Source organism: Cupriavidus sp. CuC1, assembly GCF_044627735.1.
In the GTDB taxonomy this organism is placed as follows: Bacteria; Pseudomonadota; Gammaproteobacteria; order Burkholderiales; family Burkholderiaceae; genus Cupriavidus; species Cupriavidus ulmosensis.
Genome location: NZ_JBIUHC010000006.1, coordinates 125,003 through 143,692 on the forward strand (window position 1 = coordinate 125,003; position 18,690 = coordinate 143,692).

Consider the following 18,690-nt stretch of genomic DNA (forward strand, 5'->3'; position numbering starts at 1 on the left):
AGCGCACGGTTGCAGCCGTTTTTTGGACTCTACTCCGTGCGCGGGGCAGCGCAAGCGGGCAATGCGGGCATATTGCGGCAGATCAATGTCGACCGTGCCCTGCGCGGCCGCCGCGCAGGGCTAAGCAAGCGGCGGCGGCTCGATCTGGCTGGGCATGGGCGCCAGCGCACGGATCAGCATGATGCTCATATCGGTGAACGCCAGCGTGCAGCTGGCCAGCGTGCCCCGCCAGTGCGCATCGGCCAGCGTCAGGTTCTCCCACACCTCGACCGGATGCTCGGGCGGCACGCCCTGCGCCACCAGCCAGGCGGCGATATCGCCGGGCATGAAATCCCACGGGCGCGGAATCACGATGGCATTGCGCTGGTCCGCCAGCACATGCACCAGATGGCGCTTGAACGGTTCGAGGTCGCCGCGCCGGTGAAAGGTCAGGAAGGTGGTCTCGTCAAAGCAAACCTTGCCGCGCGCGGCCAGCACCTGGGCGGAAGAGATGCCGGGCACGGTATCCACCGGATGGACGCATGCCCGCTCGACCCGCTCCAGGTACTGGAAGCCACTGAAATGCATGTCGCCCATGAACAGCACCACGCAGCGCCGGCCGCCATGGTGCTCGGCGGCAACCCAGCCAAGCCGCTCCACCTGGTCCTGGTATCCCATGGTGACGACCTGGGTAGCCGGCGGCACCAGCGGGCGGATGACGTCGATGACCGCGTCGAAGCCGGCCACGATGTCGGCGCCACGGATCAGCTCCGCCACGCCGAGGGTCAGGAAGTCGAGGTGCCCGGGGCCAACGCCGGCGCAGATGATCATGAAGAGTCCCGGTTCGAGCGGTGCGATGGGGACGGCGCGTGCATCGCCCCGTCAAGACAGGGCGCAATTATGCCAAGCGGTCGGACCACGAAGCCTGCGCCGGGGGACGCCTCGCGCAAAAAAAGACTTCAGGATCCGGTCCTGAATGCCGATAGCTGCATCAGAGCCGAGTCAATGTCCCGCGAGCCCTTCCGGGCAAGGCAGGCATTCTCGGTCGTTAGCGACGTTTACCTCACTCATGCCAGACAGAGACAAAGCGCTCAGCATAGCCGACCCTCATCAGTTGTTCCGCAACTCGCTCGAGCAAGCCACCGACGCCGTCTTCGTCCTGAACGCGGACAACAAGGTGATCTTCCTGAACGCTGCTGCGGAGGCCCTCTATGGCGCATCCCGAACGCAAGTCTTCGGCATGAACATGGAGGCGCTCGTGCAAATGCTGCCGGATACCGACGCCGAGCGTGCCCAGCCCCTGCCCGCCGTCCAGATCCTGAGGCCGGATGGCGAGCTTCGCTTTGGCCATGTCGCGGAATCCAGCACCCGCCTGGGCGACGTCACGCTGCGCACGCTGCTGGTGAAGGTGCCCAGCCACCACGATGCCAGCCGCGACGATCACCCGCTGCTCTCCGTCATTGCCGACGAGATCGACAGCGCTGTGCTGGTGGTCGATGCCGACTGGCACATCGTGTACGCCAACGCCGGGCTCACGCGCATGCTGGGCTACAAGCCCTGCGAGCTAAAGGGGAAGACGCCGCGCGAGATATTGGCCGGCGAGTTCACCGATCCCGGCGTGATGCAACGCCTGCATGCCCAGCGCTCATCCCCGGGCGGCGAGCGCCACGAGGCGCTGGTGTATGCGCGCAACGGTAGCCCTCTCTGGGTCTGCGCCACCGTACGCCACCTGGTCAGCGCTACCGGCGACCGGCACCACGGCATCGTCATCCTCACCGACATCACCCAGCAGCGGACCTACGAGATGCTGCAGCGAAAGGTGCTGCAAGCCATGGTGATGGAGCAGCCGCTGCCCGCCGTGATGGAGCTGATCTGCCTGGAAGTGCAACGCGTTGCACCGTCCGTGATCGCGTCCGTGCTGCGCGTGGACGCCGATGGCCGCATGCATCCGCTCGCCGCGCCCGACTTGCCGCCGGAATATTCGGCGGCGCTGGACGGCGTGATCATGGGACCATCCGTGGGTTCCTGCGGCACGGCGGCCTGGCTGGGCGAGCCGGTGATTGTCAGCGATATCGCCAACGATCCGCTATGGGCGGATTTTCGCGATCTCGCCCTGCCCCTTGGCCTCGCAGCATGCTGGTCCTATCCGATCAAGGCGAGCGATGGCCGCGTGCTTGCCACGCTGGCCTTCTACTGCCGCACCGTCCGCCAGCCCGATGCCTTCCACCAGCAACTGGCCGAGGTATGCGCCTCGCTATGCAAGCTCGCGTTCGAGCGCGAGGAAGCGGCGGAGCGGATCCTGCAACTCGACCACTACGACTCACTGACCGGCCTGCCCAACCGCAGCCTGTTGCAGATGCAGGCCGGCACCCTGTTGCTCGCGGCGCGCTCGGCGGGCACCACGCTCAGCGTGCTGTTCGTCGACCTGGACCGCTTCAAGCATATCAACGACTCGCTCGGCCACGTCGGCGGCGACAAGCTGCTGCGCGAGGTTGCGCAACGCCTTAGCGCGCACGCCGGGGACACCGCGCTGGTGGCGCGGCTGTCGGGCGACGAATTCGCGCTGGTGCTGCCTGACAGCGACCGCGCCCAGACCATTGCGGCGGGCAAGCGCATTCTGGCCGCGCTGCGCCAGCCGCTGCGCATCGACCACGCCAGCATTGCACCCTCGGCCAGCATCGGCATCAGCATGTTCCCGGCCGACGGCGATGCGCTTGACTACCTGCTGCACTGCGCCGAGATGGCCATGTACGACGCCAAGGCTGCGGGGCGCAACCTGTTCCGCTTCTTCAGCATCGAGATGAACTGGGCCGCGCAGGAACGCCTTGCGCTGGAGTCCGCACTGCGCGACGCCCTGCTCGCCGAGGAGCTTCATCTCAACTTCCAGCCCCAGGTGTTCCTGCGCGACGGGCGCCTCTACGGCCTGGAAGTGCTGGTCCGCTGGCACCACCCGCACTTTGGGACGGTGCCGCCCGACCGCTTCGTGCCGCTGGCCGAAGACAGCGGCCTGATCGGCACGCTGGATCGCTGGGTGCTGGAGCAATCGTGCGCGCAGCTAGCTGCCTGGCGCCGGGAAGGCCTGTCCGTACCCACGATCTCCGTCAATATCTCGCCCGCCAGCTTCCGCGACCCGGGCCTGCCGGCGCAAGTGGCCGAGACCCTGTCCCGCCATGGGCTGCCCGCGCAAGCGCTGGTTCTGGAAATGACCGAAGGGCTGCTGATGGAGGACGACGCCGGGCTGGCAGCCACTGTCGCTGCCATCCACGCGCAGGGCGTGCGCTTGTCCATGGACGACTTCGGCACGGGATATTCCAGCCTGGGCTATCTCAGGCAGTTGCCCGTGCACCAGCTCAAGCTGGACAAGAGCTTTGTGATCGACCTGGAAAGCGATGCCGCCGCCCGCGAACTGGCCAGCGCCGTCATCCGCATCGGCGACAGCTTGAAGCTCGCCGTGATCGCCGAAGGCGTGGAAAACGAAGCCCAGCGGCGCTTCCTGCTGTCGCAGGGATGCCATATGGGGCAAGGCTATCTGTTCTCGCGCCCGCTGGATGCCGTGGCGGTGGCGAAATGGATCGCCGCGCCGCGGGGGGGTGAGCGGGAGCCGGCGGAGCATGGAGAGCGGCATTCCCGGCGTTGAAGGGAAAAGCGGGGCAGCGCCCCGCTCTCGCGTCGCCTACCTGGCGGCGGCGCGCTTTTCCAGCAGCGGCTGGGCGACGCCCTGCACGCCCACCAGCCCGAGCACCGTGGTCAACCCGACTTGGGCGCCTTGCCAGGCGTTGGTCGGGTCGTACCACTCATCGCGGGCATGGAAGCCTCCGGTCTTGCCGCCGCTGCCGATGATGATGGCGGGAATGCCGAGCGCCATCGGCACGTTGGCGTCGGTGCTGCCGCCGCGCAGGCTGGGCGTGCCCTTGCCATAGCCCTTGATGGCGCGCACCGCCGCCTGCACGATGATGGCGTCCGGCGGCGTATGGCCCGCCGGACGGTCGCCGATCTGCTTGACCTGGTAGGTGATCTGGCTGGCGGCGTCGGCCGGATGCCAGCGGCGGTTTTCCTCGGCAACCCCGGCCTCGATGGCCGCCATGATCTGCTTTTCGGTTTCCAGCAGCGATGGCGTGGCGTTGGAGCGGATATCCACCGCCATGCGTGCATCGCCCGCAATCGCGTTGACTGACGTGCCGCCGCCCACCGTGCCCACCGTGAACGTGGTCTTGGGATCTTCGGGCGGGCGCACGTCGCTCACCTTGGCAATGGCCCGTCCCATCGCGTGGATGGCGCTGGGCAGGCCGAAAGCACCGAAGCTATGGCCGCCCAGGCCGCGGAACGTCACCTCGTAACGATGGCTGCCGGTGCCGAGCGACAGCACCCGGTCACCCACGCCCGGCTCCAGCCCGACCATGCCGTCGATATCCGGGTGGTCGCGGAACACGGCCTTCATGCCGCGCAGGTTGCCCAGCTCTTCCTCGCCCACATTGCCAACGAACACCAGGTCGCCCACGGTGCGCACCTGGTTGTCGTTGAGCACCTTGAGCCATGACAACAGGACCGTCAGCCCGCGCGTGTCATCCGAGATGCCCGGTGCATAGAGCCGGCCGTCGCGCGGCTTGACCGTGACATCGGTGCCTTCCGGAAAGACCGTGTCCAGGTGCGCCGAGATCAGCAGCTTGGGCCCGTTCCCGCTTCCCTTGCGGATGCCGATGGCATTGCCCTCGGCATCGATATGCGCATCGGCAAGGCCAAGCGCCTTGAGCCGGGAGAGGAAATACTCGGCCCGGGCCTTCTCCTTGAACGGCGGCGCGGGGATCTCGGTCAGGGCCTTGAGATCGCCCAGCGAACGCGCGTCATCCGCCTTCACGTCGGCCAGCACCTTCTTGACCAGCGGGGCGGCTTCGAGCGTGGCGTAGGCGCGGTCCACCGCGGGCGATACCGTCGGCACGGGGATGGTCTGCGCTACGGCGTGGCTACCTGTCAGGGCGAGCACCGCGAGCATGAGGGAAAGCGGACGGACCGGGATGGCAACGGATTGGGGACGTGCTTGCATGGTGGGACGATGACTCCGGGAAGGACATGGCGGCATGACGAACGGCACATGCATCGGGCATGGCCGGGCGAAGCCATATTCTGCCAGCGAGGCGGGCAATATTGGGCTGCAAGAGGCATCCATGTGCCGGGCGCGGTAATTGGATTACCATTCGATACATTGGCAAGCAAACCCGTGGCAGTGGCCCCCTTTCCGGCTTGCCCGGCGTCCACGCTTTATCGAGGTTTTACCGAGGGTGATGTGGTAGACGCAACGATTGAGATGTCCAGTCCTCACGGCCTGCAGGGCCGCAGGGCCACACGGCTGACCACCACGGCAAGCCAGTTCGAGTGCAATATCCAACTGAGCAGCAATGACTGCACCGCGGACGCCAAGAATGTGTCCGAGGTCATGCGCTTGTCGGCGCGCGCCGGGCTGCGCTTGCGCATCCAGGCCAGCGGCGCGGACGAGTCGGTGGCGCTGCGCGTGATCTGCGCCTTGCTGACCGACTAAGCGGCCCGCCCGCCCGACAGCGACCATGCCCATCACCTACCTGCGCAACCTCACCGGACGGGTACGCAGCCCGCAGGCCAACCGGCAGCTTGCCGGCTATCTCAGCTTCGTGGCCGGCGCCACCAACGCCGGCGGCTTCCTTGCCGTGCAGCAGTACACCTCCCACATGACGGGCATCGTTTCGGCCATGGCGGACCACCTGGTGCTGGGGCAGGTCGGGCTGATCCTGGAGGGGCTTGGCGCGCTGCTGTCCTTCCTGGCTGGCGCGGCCACTTCCGCCATCCTCATCAACTGGGCACGGCGTGAACACCTGAACAGCGAATATGCCTTGCCCCTGATGCTGGAGGCCATCTTGTTGCTGTGCTTTGGCTTGCTCGGCGGCAACCTTGGCAATCACCAATGGCTGTTCGTGCCCGCCACCGTGATGGTGCTGTGCTTCATCATGGGCCTGCAAAACGCCATGATCACCAAGATTTCCCACGCCGAGATCCGCACCACCCACATCACGGGAATGGTGACCGATATCGGCATCGAGCTCGGCAAGCTGTTCTACTGGAACCTCGCCAGATCCGACGAGGCCGGGCCGCTGGTGCTGGCTAACCGGCCCCGGCTGCGCACGCTGGCCATGCTGGTGGCGCTGTTCTTCTTCGGCGGCGTCGTCGGCGCGCTGGGCTTCAAGCAACTGGGATTCAGCGCCACGCTTGCGCTGGCGGCATTGCTGCTGGTGCTGGCGTTCGTGCCGGTCGTGGACGACGTGCGGGACCACGGCGCGCGGCTGGCCGCCTACGGGCGCAAATGGGCGCGCGAGGTATTGCGCGATGTCCACGCCCTGTGGCTGGCCGCGCGCGACCCGCGCACGCCGTGGTACGCAAAAGCCATGGCCTTGCTGGTAGCGGGCTACGCGCTGTCGCCGATCGACCTGATCCCTGACTTCATTCCGGTGCTGGGCTACCTGGACGACGTCGTGCTGGTACCGCTCGGGGTCATGCTGGCCATCCGGATGATCCCGCCGGACCTCATGCGCGAGTACCGGGCCGCCGCCGTTGCGGCCGGGCAACGCCCGAGCAGCCGCGTGGCGGCGGCGGTGATCATCGCGCTGTGGATAGGCGGCGCCGTTGTGATGGCTGCGCTGCTTGCGCGCCATATTTCGTGGCTCGCAAGCAACTGATTTGCCGCTCCAGGCCCTGAAGGTACGCGCGGACACATTGGTTTGCATTTGGCTCGGCCGGCGCTACCTACAATCAAATCGTCGGGAGGCACATCCCGCCCATCACCGAGCCAGCAACGCATCATGCAGGACCAAGCCTTACCCCCCACCGTGACCTGCCTGCAGGGCCTGCGCGATCTTGCGGCCCTGCTCACCGCAGGCTCCCTGCTCCAGTCCGCCACATTGCAGGTCATCGCCGAGTACGAACGGCACGCCCGCACCTCCGAAGACGAGTACTGGGCCCGACGACATGGCTGGGATTAGGCTCGCCCCGGCAGCGCTGCCGCTCAGTGCTTGCATGCCAGCGGTGAACGCACGCCGCCGTCGCGCACAAGCGGCAGGATGGTAGGCGCCAGCGATTTCAGCAATTGCACGGACAGCGCGCTGGTGAAGGCGTAGCGCGCGGCATAGGGCTCTTGCACATACGCCGTGACGTTGCCGAAGTAGCGGTCGCCAAGGAAGAACACGAAAGTGGCGGAGCGGCTGACCACACGCGACGAAATCAGCCGGCCGCCCGGCCCGTAGACTTCGTAGCGATGATCGCCCGTGCCGGTCTTGCCGCCGGCCACGATGCCGCTGCCGCCCAGCGCGGACTTCAGCGATCCCGCCGTGCCCGAATCCACCACGCCGATCAGCGCGGCGCGCACCACCTCGGTGATATCCTCGCTCAGCAATTGCGTGCCCTTCTGCCCCAACCCGAAATCGGTCGCGTACGGCGTGCCCGCCGCAAAATCCAGGCTGCGCAGCGCCGTGGCCTGCTGGCGCACGCCATTGCCCTGCACGATGCCGACCAGCTCGGCCAGCGCAGCCGGCCGGTCCCCCGCCGCGCCGATCGCCGAGGCATAGGACGCCGTGATCGCGCTGAACGGATAGCCCAGGCGCTGCCACCGGCGGGCAATCTCGACAAAGGCCTGGCGCTCCAGCTGGCTGCGGATGCGGCGCGTCTGCCCGCCGGGATGACGGGTCTTGAACAGCCAGGCGTACACCTCCTGGCGTTGCGCGGTGCTGTCGCGCAAGACTTCATCCAGGCTGGCACCAGGCCGCTGGCGCAGGTAGTTCAGCAGCCATAGCTCAAGTGGGTGCACCCGCGCCAGGTAGCCCCGGTCATTGAGCGAAAAACTGGTCGGTCCGTATTTGCTGTACAGCTTGGCCAGCTTCTCATCGGTCAGCCCCGCCTTGGGCAGGGTGGCAAGCATGATCTTGTTGAACTGCGCCGGATCGATGTCGGGATCGATGCTTCGCAGCGTCACCGCCAGCCCCACCGGAGAGAAGTGGCGGTTCTGGAGCACGCGCCTGGCCGCTTCCTGCTGGGTCATGCCGCGATATTTCCCGTAGAAGGCACGCAGGTAGTCGCTGCCCTCCTTGTCGGCAAACCGCACCAGGTAAGCGCGGCGCTGCGGCGCTGCCGGATTGTTCAGCCATTCGTCGGCATCGGGGTGCAGGCGATAGGTTTCATAGCGCACGATATCCCGCATCAGGCGGATATAGACCAGGTTCACCGAGTGCTCGAACCCTTCGCGCACGGTCATGATCTTCATGTTTTCCCAGCGCTCGAAATTGGTGAACGTCTGCAGCCCGCCCCCGGTAAAGAACGCTTCTCCCGCGTTGCCGGAATAGCGGCGCAGCATGGCGGCATCCAGGATGGCGCGCCGGCTCTTGTCGGGCGCGGTGAGCAGGTAGCTCACCACCCACTGGGTCAGCGCATCCAGCTTGGCCGGCTTGATTTCGCGCAGCTCGGCGGCGGACATGCCGGCATATTTCTCGTGGAGCTCGGAGATGATTTCCAGGTAGGTCACCAGCGTGCGCAGCTTGGCGGTGGAGCCAAGGTTCAGCCGCGCCCCGCGGTTCAGGTCGAACGGCAGGTCCAGGTTGTCCGCCTGCACGCGCAGCAGGTTGGCGCCGTCGACCTTCTCGTAGAGCGTGAAGCTGATCGCCAGCTTGGCCGGGTCGTCGCCCTCACGCAGCAGGTTGTGGCCATACATCCCGAAGCCATGCGCGCCGTCACGCGTGCCCGCCCGCAACAGCGCCTCGGTGACCACCCGTTGCAGGCCGGTGTTGATGGTGCTGTGGGCCGTCAGGTCGAGCCGGTCCAGCTCGTAGCTGCTGCCCAGGTCGAGATAGCGCAGCAAATCGGTGCGCACCCCGCTGATAGCCTTGCGCGAGATAAATGACACCTCCGGCCGGTCCATCGCCGGAGGGGCCAGCGTCAAGGACTGGGCCAGCGAAGCGTCGCGCAGCCAGGGCGGGATGGCGCCCGCGGCCGACAGCAAGCGGATGTAGCTGTCGGTCAGCTCCGCCAGCGTGGCGGTATCGCGGCGCAGGAAGTGCGATGGCCCGCGCTGCGCAATGATCAGCGAGAGCGCTTCTTTGAACACCCGCGCCTGCCGCTGGCCGAGCTCGCCCTCGCCCTGGCCCGCGCCGGGTCCCGGCCCGGCGGCGTTCGCCAGCAAGCGGTTGGCCTCGTCGAAGTCCTGCCCGTACCAGGCCCACAGGCCGTCGCCCAGCCCGTTGACCTCGCCCACGCCGGCCCGGGCCGAGAGCGGCACGGTGTTGAGGTAATCGAGCAGGATGCGCTCCCTGGCGGCCACGGTGTTCGGGCCGTCCAGGTAGGCGCGCATCGATGCGCTGGCCATCTGCCGCAGCTTTTCCTTGGGCGAACTGGTGCGGCCCGAGCGCGAATGCCGGTATTTCTCGATCTGGGTAGCGAGCGTGCTGCCCCCGGCGGCGTCGTGTTTCTCGTTGAAGAAATGCACACCCTGATCCAATGCGGCGCGCGTGAAGCGCCGCACGTCCAGCGCGGGATTGCGCGTGGGGAATTCGGGATCGAGCAGATCGCGGTTCTCGATATAGAGCAGCGCGCTCACGAGGAGGGTCGGAATTTCCTGGAAGCTGGCGTAGGTACGGGGCGGCGTGCGCCTGGCGCCAAATGGCACGTCATTGCAGTCGAGCAAGTCCAGGCCGGCCTGGGTCTTTTCGTGATAGGGCGCGAACAGGCCGGAGTCCGTCAGCTCAAGCATGCGGTCGGACCACTGCGCCTGGCGTTCGCGCCGAAAGCCCCGCGCTTCCAGCAACTCGGTGAACTGCGGCATCCGGCTATAGCCGAAGCGCAGGTCATAGGGGCCGTCATCCGGAAAGCGGATGCGCTTGCTCGGGCCGTCCTTTACCGCGAAGGCAACGTCCTTCGCCCGCCCAGCGAAGTAGCGCGCCTGCATCCGCGAGGTGGCCAGTTCCTCGGCAACCACGGCGCAAAGGACGTATGCGCCCCCCACAAGCAGCGCCAATACGAGGAGCTTGGGCCAGACACGTCGACGCACGATTCAGGTCCGTTTGCGAGGAAACCGGGGCTTTTCCCGGCGCTTCGGCCAATGCCGGGCGCCTGCTGGCAACGATGGCACTATTCCGCCACTCTCGTCACAACGTATACCCTAGTCTAATGGGGCCTAACGCACAAAGTGCGCGTGCGGCATCCCGGCGTTTCCGGCTATTCCCCGTCATTTCCCGTCATTTCCTGCCGCGCGCCGCCGCTCCCGGCCCGCCAATACCCGGAACGCCGCGATGGCCTGGTTGGGCTGGCGCGCCTGGTCCTCCAGCGACGCGGCGGCGGCAGCGGCCTCCTCGACCAGCCCCGCCCTCTGCTGGGTGGATTGGTCCATCGACGTCACCGCCTGATTGACCTGCTCGATGCCGCCGCTTTGCTCGACCGAAGCCGCCGCGATCTCGCTCATGATGTCCGGTCGCCCGGCGGATCGCCGCGACCATCTCCTCCATGGTGCTGGCCGCGCGCCCGGCCAAGGCCGTTGCCCAAAGCCACATGCGCCAGCGACTGTCTATCGGTGCAGCGCAACAACAACTTGAGGCCGCGCTGTTTGCTGTGCGCAAGACGGCACCTGGAGATGCTGCTTCGGGCATCTCGATTGATCTTGCGCAAACTTTCATGCATCCGCGCGCCAGCTCGGTCAAGTCCCGGCAAAGCAGTCCGTTAGCCCAGGGATCTCAAACTCCTGTTCCAACCGATGATGAAAAACCTGAGCGTGCGCACTGCCTTGCTGGCAGTCCTTGTGACCTTTGCCTTCATGATCGTGTTCGGCGCGGGCGTCGGCGTGCTCGCGCTGCGCGCCGCGGACCAGGCGACCGGGCGCGTGCAGCAACTGTGCGCCAGCGCCCTGCTGCTCAACGATGCATACAAGGACATGACCCGGGCGCGCTCGGCGCTCGCACGCGCCTATGCCTCGGCCCGTGAAGGCGGCGCCGAAACCAATGCCAGCGCGCTCGATGCCGCCGGCAAATCGCTCAAGCGCTCGGCCGATACGTTGCAGCGCTTCGAGGCCGCGCCCGTGCAGGAAGGCCAGGACGATGCCCAGCGCCGCCAGGTCGTGGATGCCGCGCGCCGGCATGCGGGCACGGTCGAGCGCGCCCTGGCCGCCTTGCGCGCGGGAGACCCTGCCGCCTACGCCGCGATCAACGACAAGGAAATCACCGCCTCCGGTGCCGAGTACTCGGTGGGCGTCGAGCGATTCCAGGAGCAGGCGAGCCAGCTGGCACAGCAAGACACCGCGGAGAGCAGCTCGCGCTACCAAACGGTGGTCAAGCTCGTGGTGGTTGGCATCACTGCCGCGCTGGGCCTGATCGTGGCGGTGCACCTGGGACTGCGTGCGGCCATCGTGGCGCCGCTGGCCGCCGCCGCCGAGCACCTCGACCGCGTGGCGCAGGGCGACCTGAGCCATCCCGCCGCGGCCGCCGGCAATAACGAGGTGGCCCGCGTGCTTGGCGCCGTGGCGCGCATGCAGGCGGCGCTGACGCGCACGGTCAGCCAGGTGCGGGCCAGCTCGGACTCGGTCAACATCGGCGCGCGCGAGATCGCGGCCGGCAATACCGATCTGTCCTCGCGCACCGAGCAGCAATCCGCCTCGCTCGAGCAAACCGCCGCCAGCATGGAGGAACTCACCTCCACGGTGAGCAACAACACGGAAAGCGCGCGCCAGGCCAGCGCGCTGGCCGCCGAAGCGGCGCGGCTGGCCACGCGCGGCGGCGACGACGTGCGCGGTGTGGTCCAGACCATGGGCGACATCAGCAGCAGTTCGCAACGAATCGCCGACATCATCGGCGTGATCGACGGCATTGCCTTCCAGACCAATATCCTGGCGCTCAACGCCGCCGTGGAAGCGGCTCGCGCGGGCGAAGCAGGTCGCGGCTTTGCCGTGGTGGCGGGCGAGGTGCGCGCGCTGGCGCAACGCAGCGCTAACGCGGCGCGGGAAATCAAGTCGCTGATCGACGATTCGGCCAGCAAGGTCCGCGCCGGCAACGCGCTCGTCGCCCAGGCCGGCCAGACCATGAGCGAGACCGTGGATGCCGTGGGCCGCCTGGCGCGGATCATGGAAGACATCTCGTCGGCGTCGCTGGAGCAAAGCGCCGGCATCGTGCAGGTCAGCCAGGCGGTCACGCAGATGGAAGCCGTCACCCAGCAGAACGCGGCGCTGGTGGAGCAGGCCGCCGCTGCGGCCGGATCGCTCGAAGCGCAGGCGCGCCAGCTTGCCGAGGCGGTGGGTGCCTTCCGGCTTGCGCCGGCAGCCTGAGGGACTGCGCCCACCCAAGCCACTATCAAAGCACCTTCAAACCGCCTTCAAGCCACCTTCAAGCCACCTTCAAGCCACCTTCACGCGGCCGTGATGCCGCGCTGCAAGGTGGTCTTGAGCATGGAAAACACCTGCCGCGCCACCGGGTTGGCCGCATTGGGCCGCGCCCACAGGTAGTACGTCACGTCGGGCAGGCGCGGCAACCCGTCCTTGTCCCCCAGCACCCGCATGTCGGCGCCCAGCAGGTCGATGCTGCGCGCCGTGATCCCCAGCCCGGCGCGGATCGCCGCCTTGATGCCGATCAGGCTCGGCGCGAAATACGCCGTGCGCCAGGGCACGCCGGCCTCCTTCAGTGCATCCAGCGCCAGCTTGCGGAACAGGCTGGGTTCGTCGGCCAGGATCAGCGGCACCGTGCTGCCGTGCTCATAAGCAAAATCCGCCGCGCAAACCCAGATCGTGGGCGACGTGCGCAGGACAAGCCCGTCCAGGCTGCTGTCTTCCCGGGTGGAAACGGTCAGGTCGATCTCCCCGCGCCGCAATGATTCCATCAGGAAGGGGCTGCGCCCTACATGGATCTCCAGCCGCAGGGCGGGCGACGCCCGGGCGATATGCGACAGCAGCGGCGGCAGGATGGTGTCGGCCACATCGTGCGGCGCCCCGATGCGCAGCGAGCCAGTGAGGTCGCCCTCGCGCAGCACGCGCAGCGCTTCGTCGTTCAGGTTCAGCAACTGCCGCGCGTATTCCACCAGTTTGTTGCCATGCCGCGTGAGCTGCTTGCCGCGCCCCTGCCGCTCGAACAGCGCCAGCGCCACTTGCTCCTCCAGCCGCTGCATCTGCTGGGTGACGGCGGATTGGGTGCGGTGCAGCCGCTCCGCCGCGGCGGCAAAGGTACCGTGGTCGGCAATGGCCACCAGGGTGCGCAACAGGTCCAGATCGAGATTACGCATTCATTAGACTTGCTTAAGTATTTTCATGGGTGATTAAGTGGTTTCAGGTGCCGGCCTTCATTACAGTGAAACCATGCAAGGTTATGTACCACCCCGCAAACCAAGAACTATCAAGACTCAGCAAGGATTCTAGAGACATGTCGATCGCACAACAACGCCAGGCCGCCGTCGGGGACACGATTCGATCCATCAAGGAAATCGTAGCTAGCGGGGGTGTCACCCGCGAATCGCTGGCCAGCGTGCTGGACCAGGTGGAGCAACTGGCCGCCAGGCCGCAACTGTGGGCGCAGAGCGAATTCGCGCCGCCGGAGGAAGGCGAGCGCCAGGCCCGCTACCTGATCGCCGAAGACCCCGACCAGACCTTCGCGCTGTACCTCAATGTGATGCGCCCCGGCAAGCGCATTCCCCCGCACGACCACACCACCTGGGCCTGCGTGGCCGGCGTGGTGGGCACCGAGTACAACGACGTCTACCTGCGCACCGACGATGGCAGCGAGCCGGGCGTAGGCACGCTGGTGCACTCGCACACGGTGGAAGTAGGCCCGGGCTCGGGCATCGCACTGCTGCCCGACGACATCCACTCGGTCGAGATCCGCGGCGAATCCGTGATCCGCCACCTGCACATGTACGGCCGCGCGCTGGAAACCCTGACCGGGCGCACCGCCTACGACCTCGAGACCGGCCGCTGCCAGGCCATGGGCGTGGGCGTCAAGACGCGCCGCTGACCGGCACCGGGGAGGTGCAGCGCTAACCAGGCCGCACCTCCCGGCTTCTGCCGAAGCCCGAATCCAACGCATTTCCACTTGCCTCCCGCCCGCGTGCGGCCGGGAGGCATGGCCCCCTTTTTGCCTGAACAAACGCATGCCCGCCATCCTGAACACGCCCGACACCCGCTACACCCAAGTCGACCCGGTCACCCTCAAGGGCTGGTTGCATGACCAGGACGAGATCGCCCTGTTCGATATCCGCGAGCATGGCCAGTATGGCGAAGGCCATCCGTTCTATGCGGTGCCGCTCCCTTTTAGCCGGCTGGAGCTCGACATCGGCCGCCTGGCCCCCAACACCTCGGCGCGCATCGTGCTGGCGGACGACGGCGACGGCGTAGCGGTGCGCGCCGCACAGGCCTTGGCCGCCCTCGGCTATACGCGCTTGTTTGTGCTGGACGGCGGCGTGCCGGGCTGGCAGGCCGCAGGCTACGCCGTGTTCGCCGGCGTCAACGTGCCCTCCAAGACGTTCGGCGAACTTGCCGAGCACCACTACGGCACCCCGCGCGTCTCGGCCGCGGAGCTGGCGGCCATGCAGGCCGGTGAGCAGGCGCCGGTGGTGCTCGATGGCCGGCCCGTGTCGGAATTCCGCAAAATGAACATCCCCGGCGCCATCTGCTGCCCCAACGGCGAGCTGGCTTACCGGCTGCGCGACCTGGTGCCGGACCCGGCCACGCCCATCGTGATCAACTGCGCCGGCCGCACGCGCAGCATCATCGGCGCGCAGACCCTGATCAACTTCGGCGTGCCCAATCCCGTGTTCGCACTGGAGAACGGCACCCAGGGCTGGTACCTGAACGACTACAAGCTGGAGCATGGCGGCACGCGGCGCTATCCCGACAGCGCTGCGCCTGCCGGGCTCGATGCCGCCCGGGCCGCCGCGCAGACGATGGCGGTGCGCTTCGCGGTGTTGCACATCGACGCGGCCGAAGCGGGCGCGTGGCTACGGGACCCGTCCCGCACCACCTTCCTGTGCGACGTGCGCACGCCGGAGGAATACGCCGCCGGCTCCGTGCCCGGCGCCCAGAACACGCCCGGCGGCCAGTTGATGCAGGCCACCGACCAATACGTGGGCGTGCGCCGCGCGCGCCTCGTGCTGATCGATGCCGATGGCGTGCGTGCCACCGTGGTGGCGAGCTGGCTGCGCCAGATGGGCCATGACGCCGTGGTGCTCGAAGGCGGGCTTGCGGCCGCGCTTGCCTACGGCCTCGCCGCGCCCTGCGGCCCCGAGGCGCCCTCCCGCGCCTTGCCGGGCATCGATGCTCCCGCGCTCGCGGCAGGCTTGGCCGGACAACAACTGCTGGCGCTCGACGTGCGCGCCAGCATGGCGTATCGCGCCGGCCACGTGCCAGGCAGCCGCTGGTCGATCCGCCCGGTCTTTGCCCGCGACCTCGCCGGCGTGCCGCGCGACACGCCAATCGTGCTCATCGGCGATGACGATCAACCGGGCACGGCCGCGCTGGCCGCCGGCGAACTGGCCGCACTTGGCTACAGCGACGTCAGCCTGCTCGCCGGTGGCGCAGGCGCCTGGCTGGCGGCGGGCCATGCGCTGGCAAGCGATGCCGGAGATGGCGATGCAGCGAGCATCCTGCCCGATGCGCGCTGCATCGATTTCCTGTTCTTCGTCCACGACCGTCACGACGGCAACAAGGAGGCCGCGCGTCGCTACCTGGCGTGGGAGACCAACCTGATTGGCCAGCTCGACGCCCAGGAACTGGCCACTTTCCGCTTTGCCTGATCCGGCCCGATCCGGCCCACACAGCGTTCTTCCAACATGACCCGCCATCAGCGACCGAGCCAGCCATGCACCCACCGCCCGCCCCTCGGGGCGGGCAACGATGCGCATGGCTGGCAAGGCGAGTCGCCAGGCATTGATTCCCATCCGGCTCGACGGTGCAGCGCCAAGGGGACGCCCCGGCATTCCCGGGACACAGGGGCAAGAGGCAGCAACCGGTATGCCAGACCGGCCACCGGGGTCACAAGAAGCCTGCCCAGCCCCCCTTCGCTCTGACATCTCTCAATATACACAGGGGTTTTTCATGTCACGCATCAAGCAAGTACTGACCAGCACCTTCGCCACCGTCGTCACCGTCGCCCTCGCCATGGCCGGCACCCCCGCCAGCGCGCAGCCGCTAGCGCCGGTCGGCGGCTTTCCCTCGCAGCCGCTGCGCTTCGTCTCGCCGTTTCCCGCTGGCGGCGGCAACGATGCCGTCACGCGCATCGTCACCACGCGGCTCGGCGAAGTGCTGGGGCAGACCGCCGTCACCGACAACCGTGGCGGCGCCGGCGGCAATATCGGCACGCGCTTCGTGGCAGAGGCCAAGCCGGATGGCTACACCCTGCTGACCTCGCAGGTGTCCGTCATGGCCGTGAACCCGACGCTGTACAGCGCGCCCGGCTTCGACCCGGTCAAGAACTTCATGCCGGTCACGCAGATCAACGCGGCGCCGCTGGCCATCGTGGTGGCGGCCAACGCGCCCTGGCAGACCTTTGCCGAACTGGCCGCGCAAGCCAAGGCCCAGCCGCAAAAGATCACCTTTGCCACGCCGGGCAACGGCACGCTCTCTCACCTGGTGGGCGTGGTGCTGGACAAGGACAGCGGCATCGCCCTGCAGCACGTGCCCTACAAAGGCGCTGGCCCGGCCATCAATGACCTGCTGGGCGGGCAGGTAAACGTGCTGATCACCTCGACCTCCTCGGTGGCCGGCTTTATCCAGGCCGGCCGCATGCGCGCGCTGGCGGTCACCAGCCCGCGCCGCCTGGGCGTCTTTGCCAAGGTGCCGACGCTGGAGGAGCTGGGCTACCGCAATGCTCGCTTCGAGGACTGGTACGGCGTGTTCGCGCCGGCCGGCACCTCGCCCGAGCGCGTCGCCTACCTGAACCGCGCCATCGTGCAGGTGCTGCAGATGCCCGAGGTGGTGAAGCTGATCAACGAAGGCGGCAGCGACGTGGTGGGCAGCAAGCCGGAGGCATTCGCCGCGCAGCTCAAGGGCGACATCGCGCGCTGGTCGCAAATCGTCAAGCTCTCCGGCGCCCGGGTGGACTGATCCGGGCGCAGCGGATGAAGACGGCATGGCTCTTGCTGCTGCCTGCCACCACAAGTTGTGACACCAGCCGCGCCACCCTGGCGCGGCACCCCACCAGGCCAAGCCATGAAGCACAGCATCCTTACCCACCTCGCGCACGCCGGCCGCACCAGCAACGTGGATGGCGGGCAGCCCGTCAACCCGCCCGTGGTACGCGCCAGCACCGTGTTGTTCGACTCGGTGGCGCAGATGCGCGAGATGCGCTCGCGGCGGGGCAGCGAACGGCTGTTCACCTACGGCGCGCGCGGCAATCCCACGGCGTTTGCGCTGGAAGACATGGTCACCGAGCTGGAGGGCGGCTACCGCACGCGCCTGTTCCCCAGCGGCCTGGCGGCGGCCGCGATGACGCTGCTGGCCTACCTGCGCCCCGGCCAGCATGTGCTGCTGCCCGATTGCGTGTACGAGCCCGTGCGCAAGCTGGCCGAAGGCTTTCTCGCGCAGCACGGCATCGCCGCCAGCTTCTACGCGGCCGACGGCCACGACCTGCAAGCCAGGCTGAGGCGCGAAACCCGCCTGGTGTACGTGGAAGCGCCCGGCTCCCTGGCCTACGAGATGTGCGACTTGCCGGCCATCGCCGACATCGCCCACCGGCACGGCGCGCTGGTAGCGGCCGATAACACCTGGGGCTCCGGCCTGCTGTACCGGCCGCTTGCGCTCGGCGCCGATATCTCCCTGATGGCCGCGACCAAATACCTGTCCGGGCATTCCGACGTGATGATGGGCACGGTCTGCACCCTTGAGGCCGCCTGGCCAGCGCTCGCCACGGTAGCCGACGCCTTCGGCATCACCGTCAGCCCGGACGACGCCTACCTGGTCCAGCGCGGCATGCGCTCCCTCGGCGCGCGCCTGTCCCAGCACGAGCGCGGCGCGCTGGCGGTAGCCGTTTGGCTGCGCACCCGCCCCGAAGTGGCTGAAGTCTTCTGCCCAGCCCTGCCCGGCGACCCCGGCCACGCACTGTGGCAGCGCGACTGCCACGGCACCAACGGCCTGCTGTCGTTCTCGCTGCGCGCCGAGGCACCGGACGCCGCCGAGCGCTTCATCGACAGCCTTGCCCTCTTCGGCATCGGCGCCTCCTGGGGCGGGTTCGAAAGCCTCGCCGTGATCGCAGACATGCGCAGCGCGCGCAGCGTCGCCGACTGGTCCAGGCGCGGCCAGGTGATCCGGCTGCATATCGGACTGGAGGATATCGACGACCTGCTGGCCGATCTGGGGCGGGGGTTCGAGGCGATTGGTGGGGGGCGGGTTGCCGGACGGGCGTTGGAGGCGCACACGGGCTAGTGCCCCGTTCCGTTGTTAACGGATCTATATTTTTTGTAGATGTTGGTATCGACGAACGGGAGATGCCAACATGCGAGTGGGACGACCGAAGCTGGATCTGGTGTTGAGCGAAGACGAGCGGTCTCAACTTGCCTCGATGGCGCGTTCGCGGAGTATCCCGGCGTCGCTGGTTGCGCGGGCACGCATCGTTTTGGGAACAGGACTAGCCCGCTGACGCGGGGGTGTCTCTTTAGGGCGGGGTTTTGATGCTTCTAGCTGCTGTCGCGGCTGGGCGATTTTGATGGTTGATGGGCTGGACGTGTTTTGGCGCTTCTAGCTGCTGT

At 67.5% G+C, this 18,690-nt stretch carries 13 protein-coding genes and 1 pseudogene; 9 read left to right on the forward strand and 5 right to left on the reverse strand.

Going from position 1 to position 18,690, the window contains the following annotated elements; genetic code table 11:
- Positions 1 to 120 precede the first annotated feature (120 nt).
- Positions 121 to 810 (reverse strand): cobalt-precorrin-7 (C(5))-methyltransferase, encoded by a 690-nt coding sequence (locus ACGLHR_RS04380; protein WP_400092173.1) that lies wholly within the window; start codon positions 808 to 810, stop codon positions 121 to 123.
- A gap of 238 nt (positions 811 to 1,048) precedes the next feature.
- Between ACGLHR_RS04380 and ACGLHR_RS04385 the strand changes: the two genes are divergently transcribed.
- The gene (locus tag ACGLHR_RS04385; protein ID WP_400092174.1) at positions 1,049 to 3,616 is read left to right on the forward strand and encodes an EAL domain-containing protein; all 2,568 of its coding nucleotides are present in this window, start codon (positions 1,049 to 1,051) and stop codon (positions 3,614 to 3,616) included.
- Positions 3,617 to 3,652: 36 nt separating this feature from the next.
- Here the strand turns inward: ACGLHR_RS04385 and ACGLHR_RS04390 are convergent, their stop codons facing one another.
- Complete coding sequence (locus ACGLHR_RS04390) at positions 3,653 to 5,020, reverse strand: M20/M25/M40 family metallo-hydrolase (protein WP_400092175.1); 1,368 nt, start codon at positions 5,018 to 5,020, stop codon at positions 3,653 to 3,655.
- 261 nt (positions 5,021 to 5,281) lie between these two features.
- On the opposite strand from ACGLHR_RS04390, the gene ACGLHR_RS04395 reads away from it, so the two are divergent.
- The 3 genes from ACGLHR_RS04395 (at position 5,282) to ACGLHR_RS04405 (ending at position 6,983) form a co-directional block, all read left to right on the forward strand.
- Entirely contained in the window at positions 5,282 to 5,512 is a 231-nt protein-coding gene (locus ACGLHR_RS04395) for an HPr family phosphocarrier protein (protein WP_174425902.1), read from the forward strand.
- 25 nt (positions 5,513 to 5,537) lie between these two features.
- On the forward strand, positions 5,538 to 6,680 hold the full coding sequence (locus ACGLHR_RS04400; protein ID WP_400092177.1) for a DUF1275 domain-containing transporter: 1,143 nt from the start codon (positions 5,538 to 5,540) through the stop codon (positions 6,678 to 6,680).
- 123 nt (positions 6,681 to 6,803) lie between these two features.
- Positions 6,804 to 6,983 carry a hypothetical protein gene (locus ACGLHR_RS04405; RefSeq protein WP_318237623.1) on the forward strand — a complete coding sequence of 60 codons (180 nt, stop codon included), beginning with the start codon at positions 6,804 to 6,806 and terminating at the stop codon, positions 6,981 to 6,983.
- 23 nt (positions 6,984 to 7,006) lie between these two features.
- Here ACGLHR_RS04405 and ACGLHR_RS04410 read toward each other — a convergent pair whose 3' ends face one another.
- Both ACGLHR_RS04410 and ACGLHR_RS04415 read right to left on the reverse strand, forming a co-directional pair.
- Positions 7,007 to 10,033, reverse strand: a complete 3,027-nt coding sequence (locus tag ACGLHR_RS04410; protein WP_400092179.1) for a transglycosylase domain-containing protein — start codon at positions 10,031 to 10,033, stop codon at positions 7,007 to 7,009.
- 177 nt (positions 10,034 to 10,210) lie between these two features.
- Positions 10,211 to 10,511 (reverse strand): annotated as a pseudogene (locus tag ACGLHR_RS04415) (methyl-accepting chemotaxis protein); the annotation flags it as partial.
- Between the two features lie 224 nt (positions 10,512 to 10,735).
- On the opposite strand from ACGLHR_RS04415, the gene ACGLHR_RS04420 reads away from it, so the two are divergent.
- Positions 10,736 to 12,292, forward strand: coding sequence for a methyl-accepting chemotaxis protein (locus tag ACGLHR_RS04420; protein ID WP_400092204.1), 1,557 nt, complete (start codon positions 10,736 to 10,738; stop codon positions 12,290 to 12,292).
- An 80-nt stretch (positions 12,293 to 12,372) separates the two neighbouring features.
- Here ACGLHR_RS04420 and ACGLHR_RS04425 read toward each other — a convergent pair whose 3' ends face one another.
- On the reverse strand, positions 12,373 to 13,239 hold the full coding sequence (locus ACGLHR_RS04425) for a LysR substrate-binding domain-containing protein (RefSeq protein WP_400092180.1): 867 nt from the start codon (positions 13,237 to 13,239) through the stop codon (positions 12,373 to 12,375).
- A gap of 137 nt (positions 13,240 to 13,376) precedes the next feature.
- On the opposite strand from ACGLHR_RS04425, the gene ACGLHR_RS04430 reads away from it, so the two are divergent.
- From ACGLHR_RS04430 to metC, 4 genes are all read left to right on the forward strand, one after another.
- Positions 13,377 to 13,964 carry a hypothetical protein gene (locus tag ACGLHR_RS04430; RefSeq protein WP_400092181.1) on the forward strand — a complete coding sequence of 196 codons (588 nt, stop codon included), beginning with the start codon at positions 13,377 to 13,379 and terminating at the stop codon, positions 13,962 to 13,964.
- A 136-nt stretch (positions 13,965 to 14,100) separates the two neighbouring features.
- Positions 14,101 to 15,741 (forward strand): rhodanese-like domain-containing protein, encoded by a 1,641-nt coding sequence (locus ACGLHR_RS04435; protein ID WP_400092183.1) that lies wholly within the window; start codon positions 14,101 to 14,103, stop codon positions 15,739 to 15,741.
- Between the two features lie 301 nt (positions 15,742 to 16,042).
- Positions 16,043 to 17,050, forward strand: coding sequence for a Bug family tripartite tricarboxylate transporter substrate binding protein (locus ACGLHR_RS04440; protein WP_400092184.1), 1,008 nt, complete (start codon positions 16,043 to 16,045; stop codon positions 17,048 to 17,050).
- Positions 17,051 to 17,155: 105 nt separating this feature from the next.
- Positions 17,156 to 18,367 carry a cystathionine beta-lyase gene (gene metC / locus ACGLHR_RS04445; protein WP_400092186.1) on the forward strand — a complete coding sequence of 404 codons (1,212 nt, stop codon included), beginning with the start codon at positions 17,156 to 17,158 and terminating at the stop codon, positions 18,365 to 18,367.
- Positions 18,368 to 18,690: the final 323 nt, after the last annotated feature.

Excerpts from the sequence above, each read along its gene's own strand:
- ACGLHR_RS04390 (WP_400092175.1), bottom strand. The coding sequence starts at position 5,020 with ATGCAAGCACGTCCCCAATCCGTTGCCATCCCGGTCCGTCCGCTTTCC.
- ACGLHR_RS04395 (WP_174425902.1), top strand. The coding sequence starts at position 5,282 with ATGTCCAGTCCTCACGGCCTGCAGGGCCGCAGGGCCACACGGCTGACC.
- ACGLHR_RS04400 (WP_400092177.1), top strand. The coding sequence starts at position 5,538 with ATGCCCATCACCTACCTGCGCAACCTCACCGGACGGGTACGCAGCCCG.
- ACGLHR_RS04420 (WP_400092204.1), top strand. The coding sequence starts at position 10,736 with ATGAAAAACCTGAGCGTGCGCACTGCCTTGCTGGCAGTCCTTGTGACC.
- ACGLHR_RS04430 (WP_400092181.1), top strand. The coding sequence starts at position 13,377 with ATGTCGATCGCACAACAACGCCAGGCCGCCGTCGGGGACACGATTCGA.
- ACGLHR_RS04440 (WP_400092184.1), top strand. The coding sequence starts at position 16,043 with ATGTCACGCATCAAGCAAGTACTGACCAGCACCTTCGCCACCGTCGTC.
- ACGLHR_RS04405 (WP_318237623.1), top strand. The coding sequence starts at position 6,804 with ATGCAGGACCAAGCCTTACCCCCCACCGTGACCTGCCTGCAGGGCCTG.
- ACGLHR_RS04425 (WP_400092180.1), bottom strand. The coding sequence starts at position 13,239 with ATGCGTAATCTCGATCTGGACCTGTTGCGCACCCTGGTGGCCATTGCC.
- ACGLHR_RS04380 (WP_400092173.1), bottom strand. The coding sequence starts at position 810 with ATGATCATCTGCGCCGGCGTTGGCCCCGGGCACCTCGACTTCCTGACC.
- ACGLHR_RS04435 (WP_400092183.1), top strand. The coding sequence starts at position 14,101 with ATGCCCGCCATCCTGAACACGCCCGACACCCGCTACACCCAAGTCGAC.
- metC (WP_400092186.1), top strand. The coding sequence starts at position 17,156 with ATGAAGCACAGCATCCTTACCCACCTCGCGCACGCCGGCCGCACCAGC.
- ACGLHR_RS04385 (WP_400092174.1), top strand. The coding sequence starts at position 1,049 with ATGCCAGACAGAGACAAAGCGCTCAGCATAGCCGACCCTCATCAGTTG.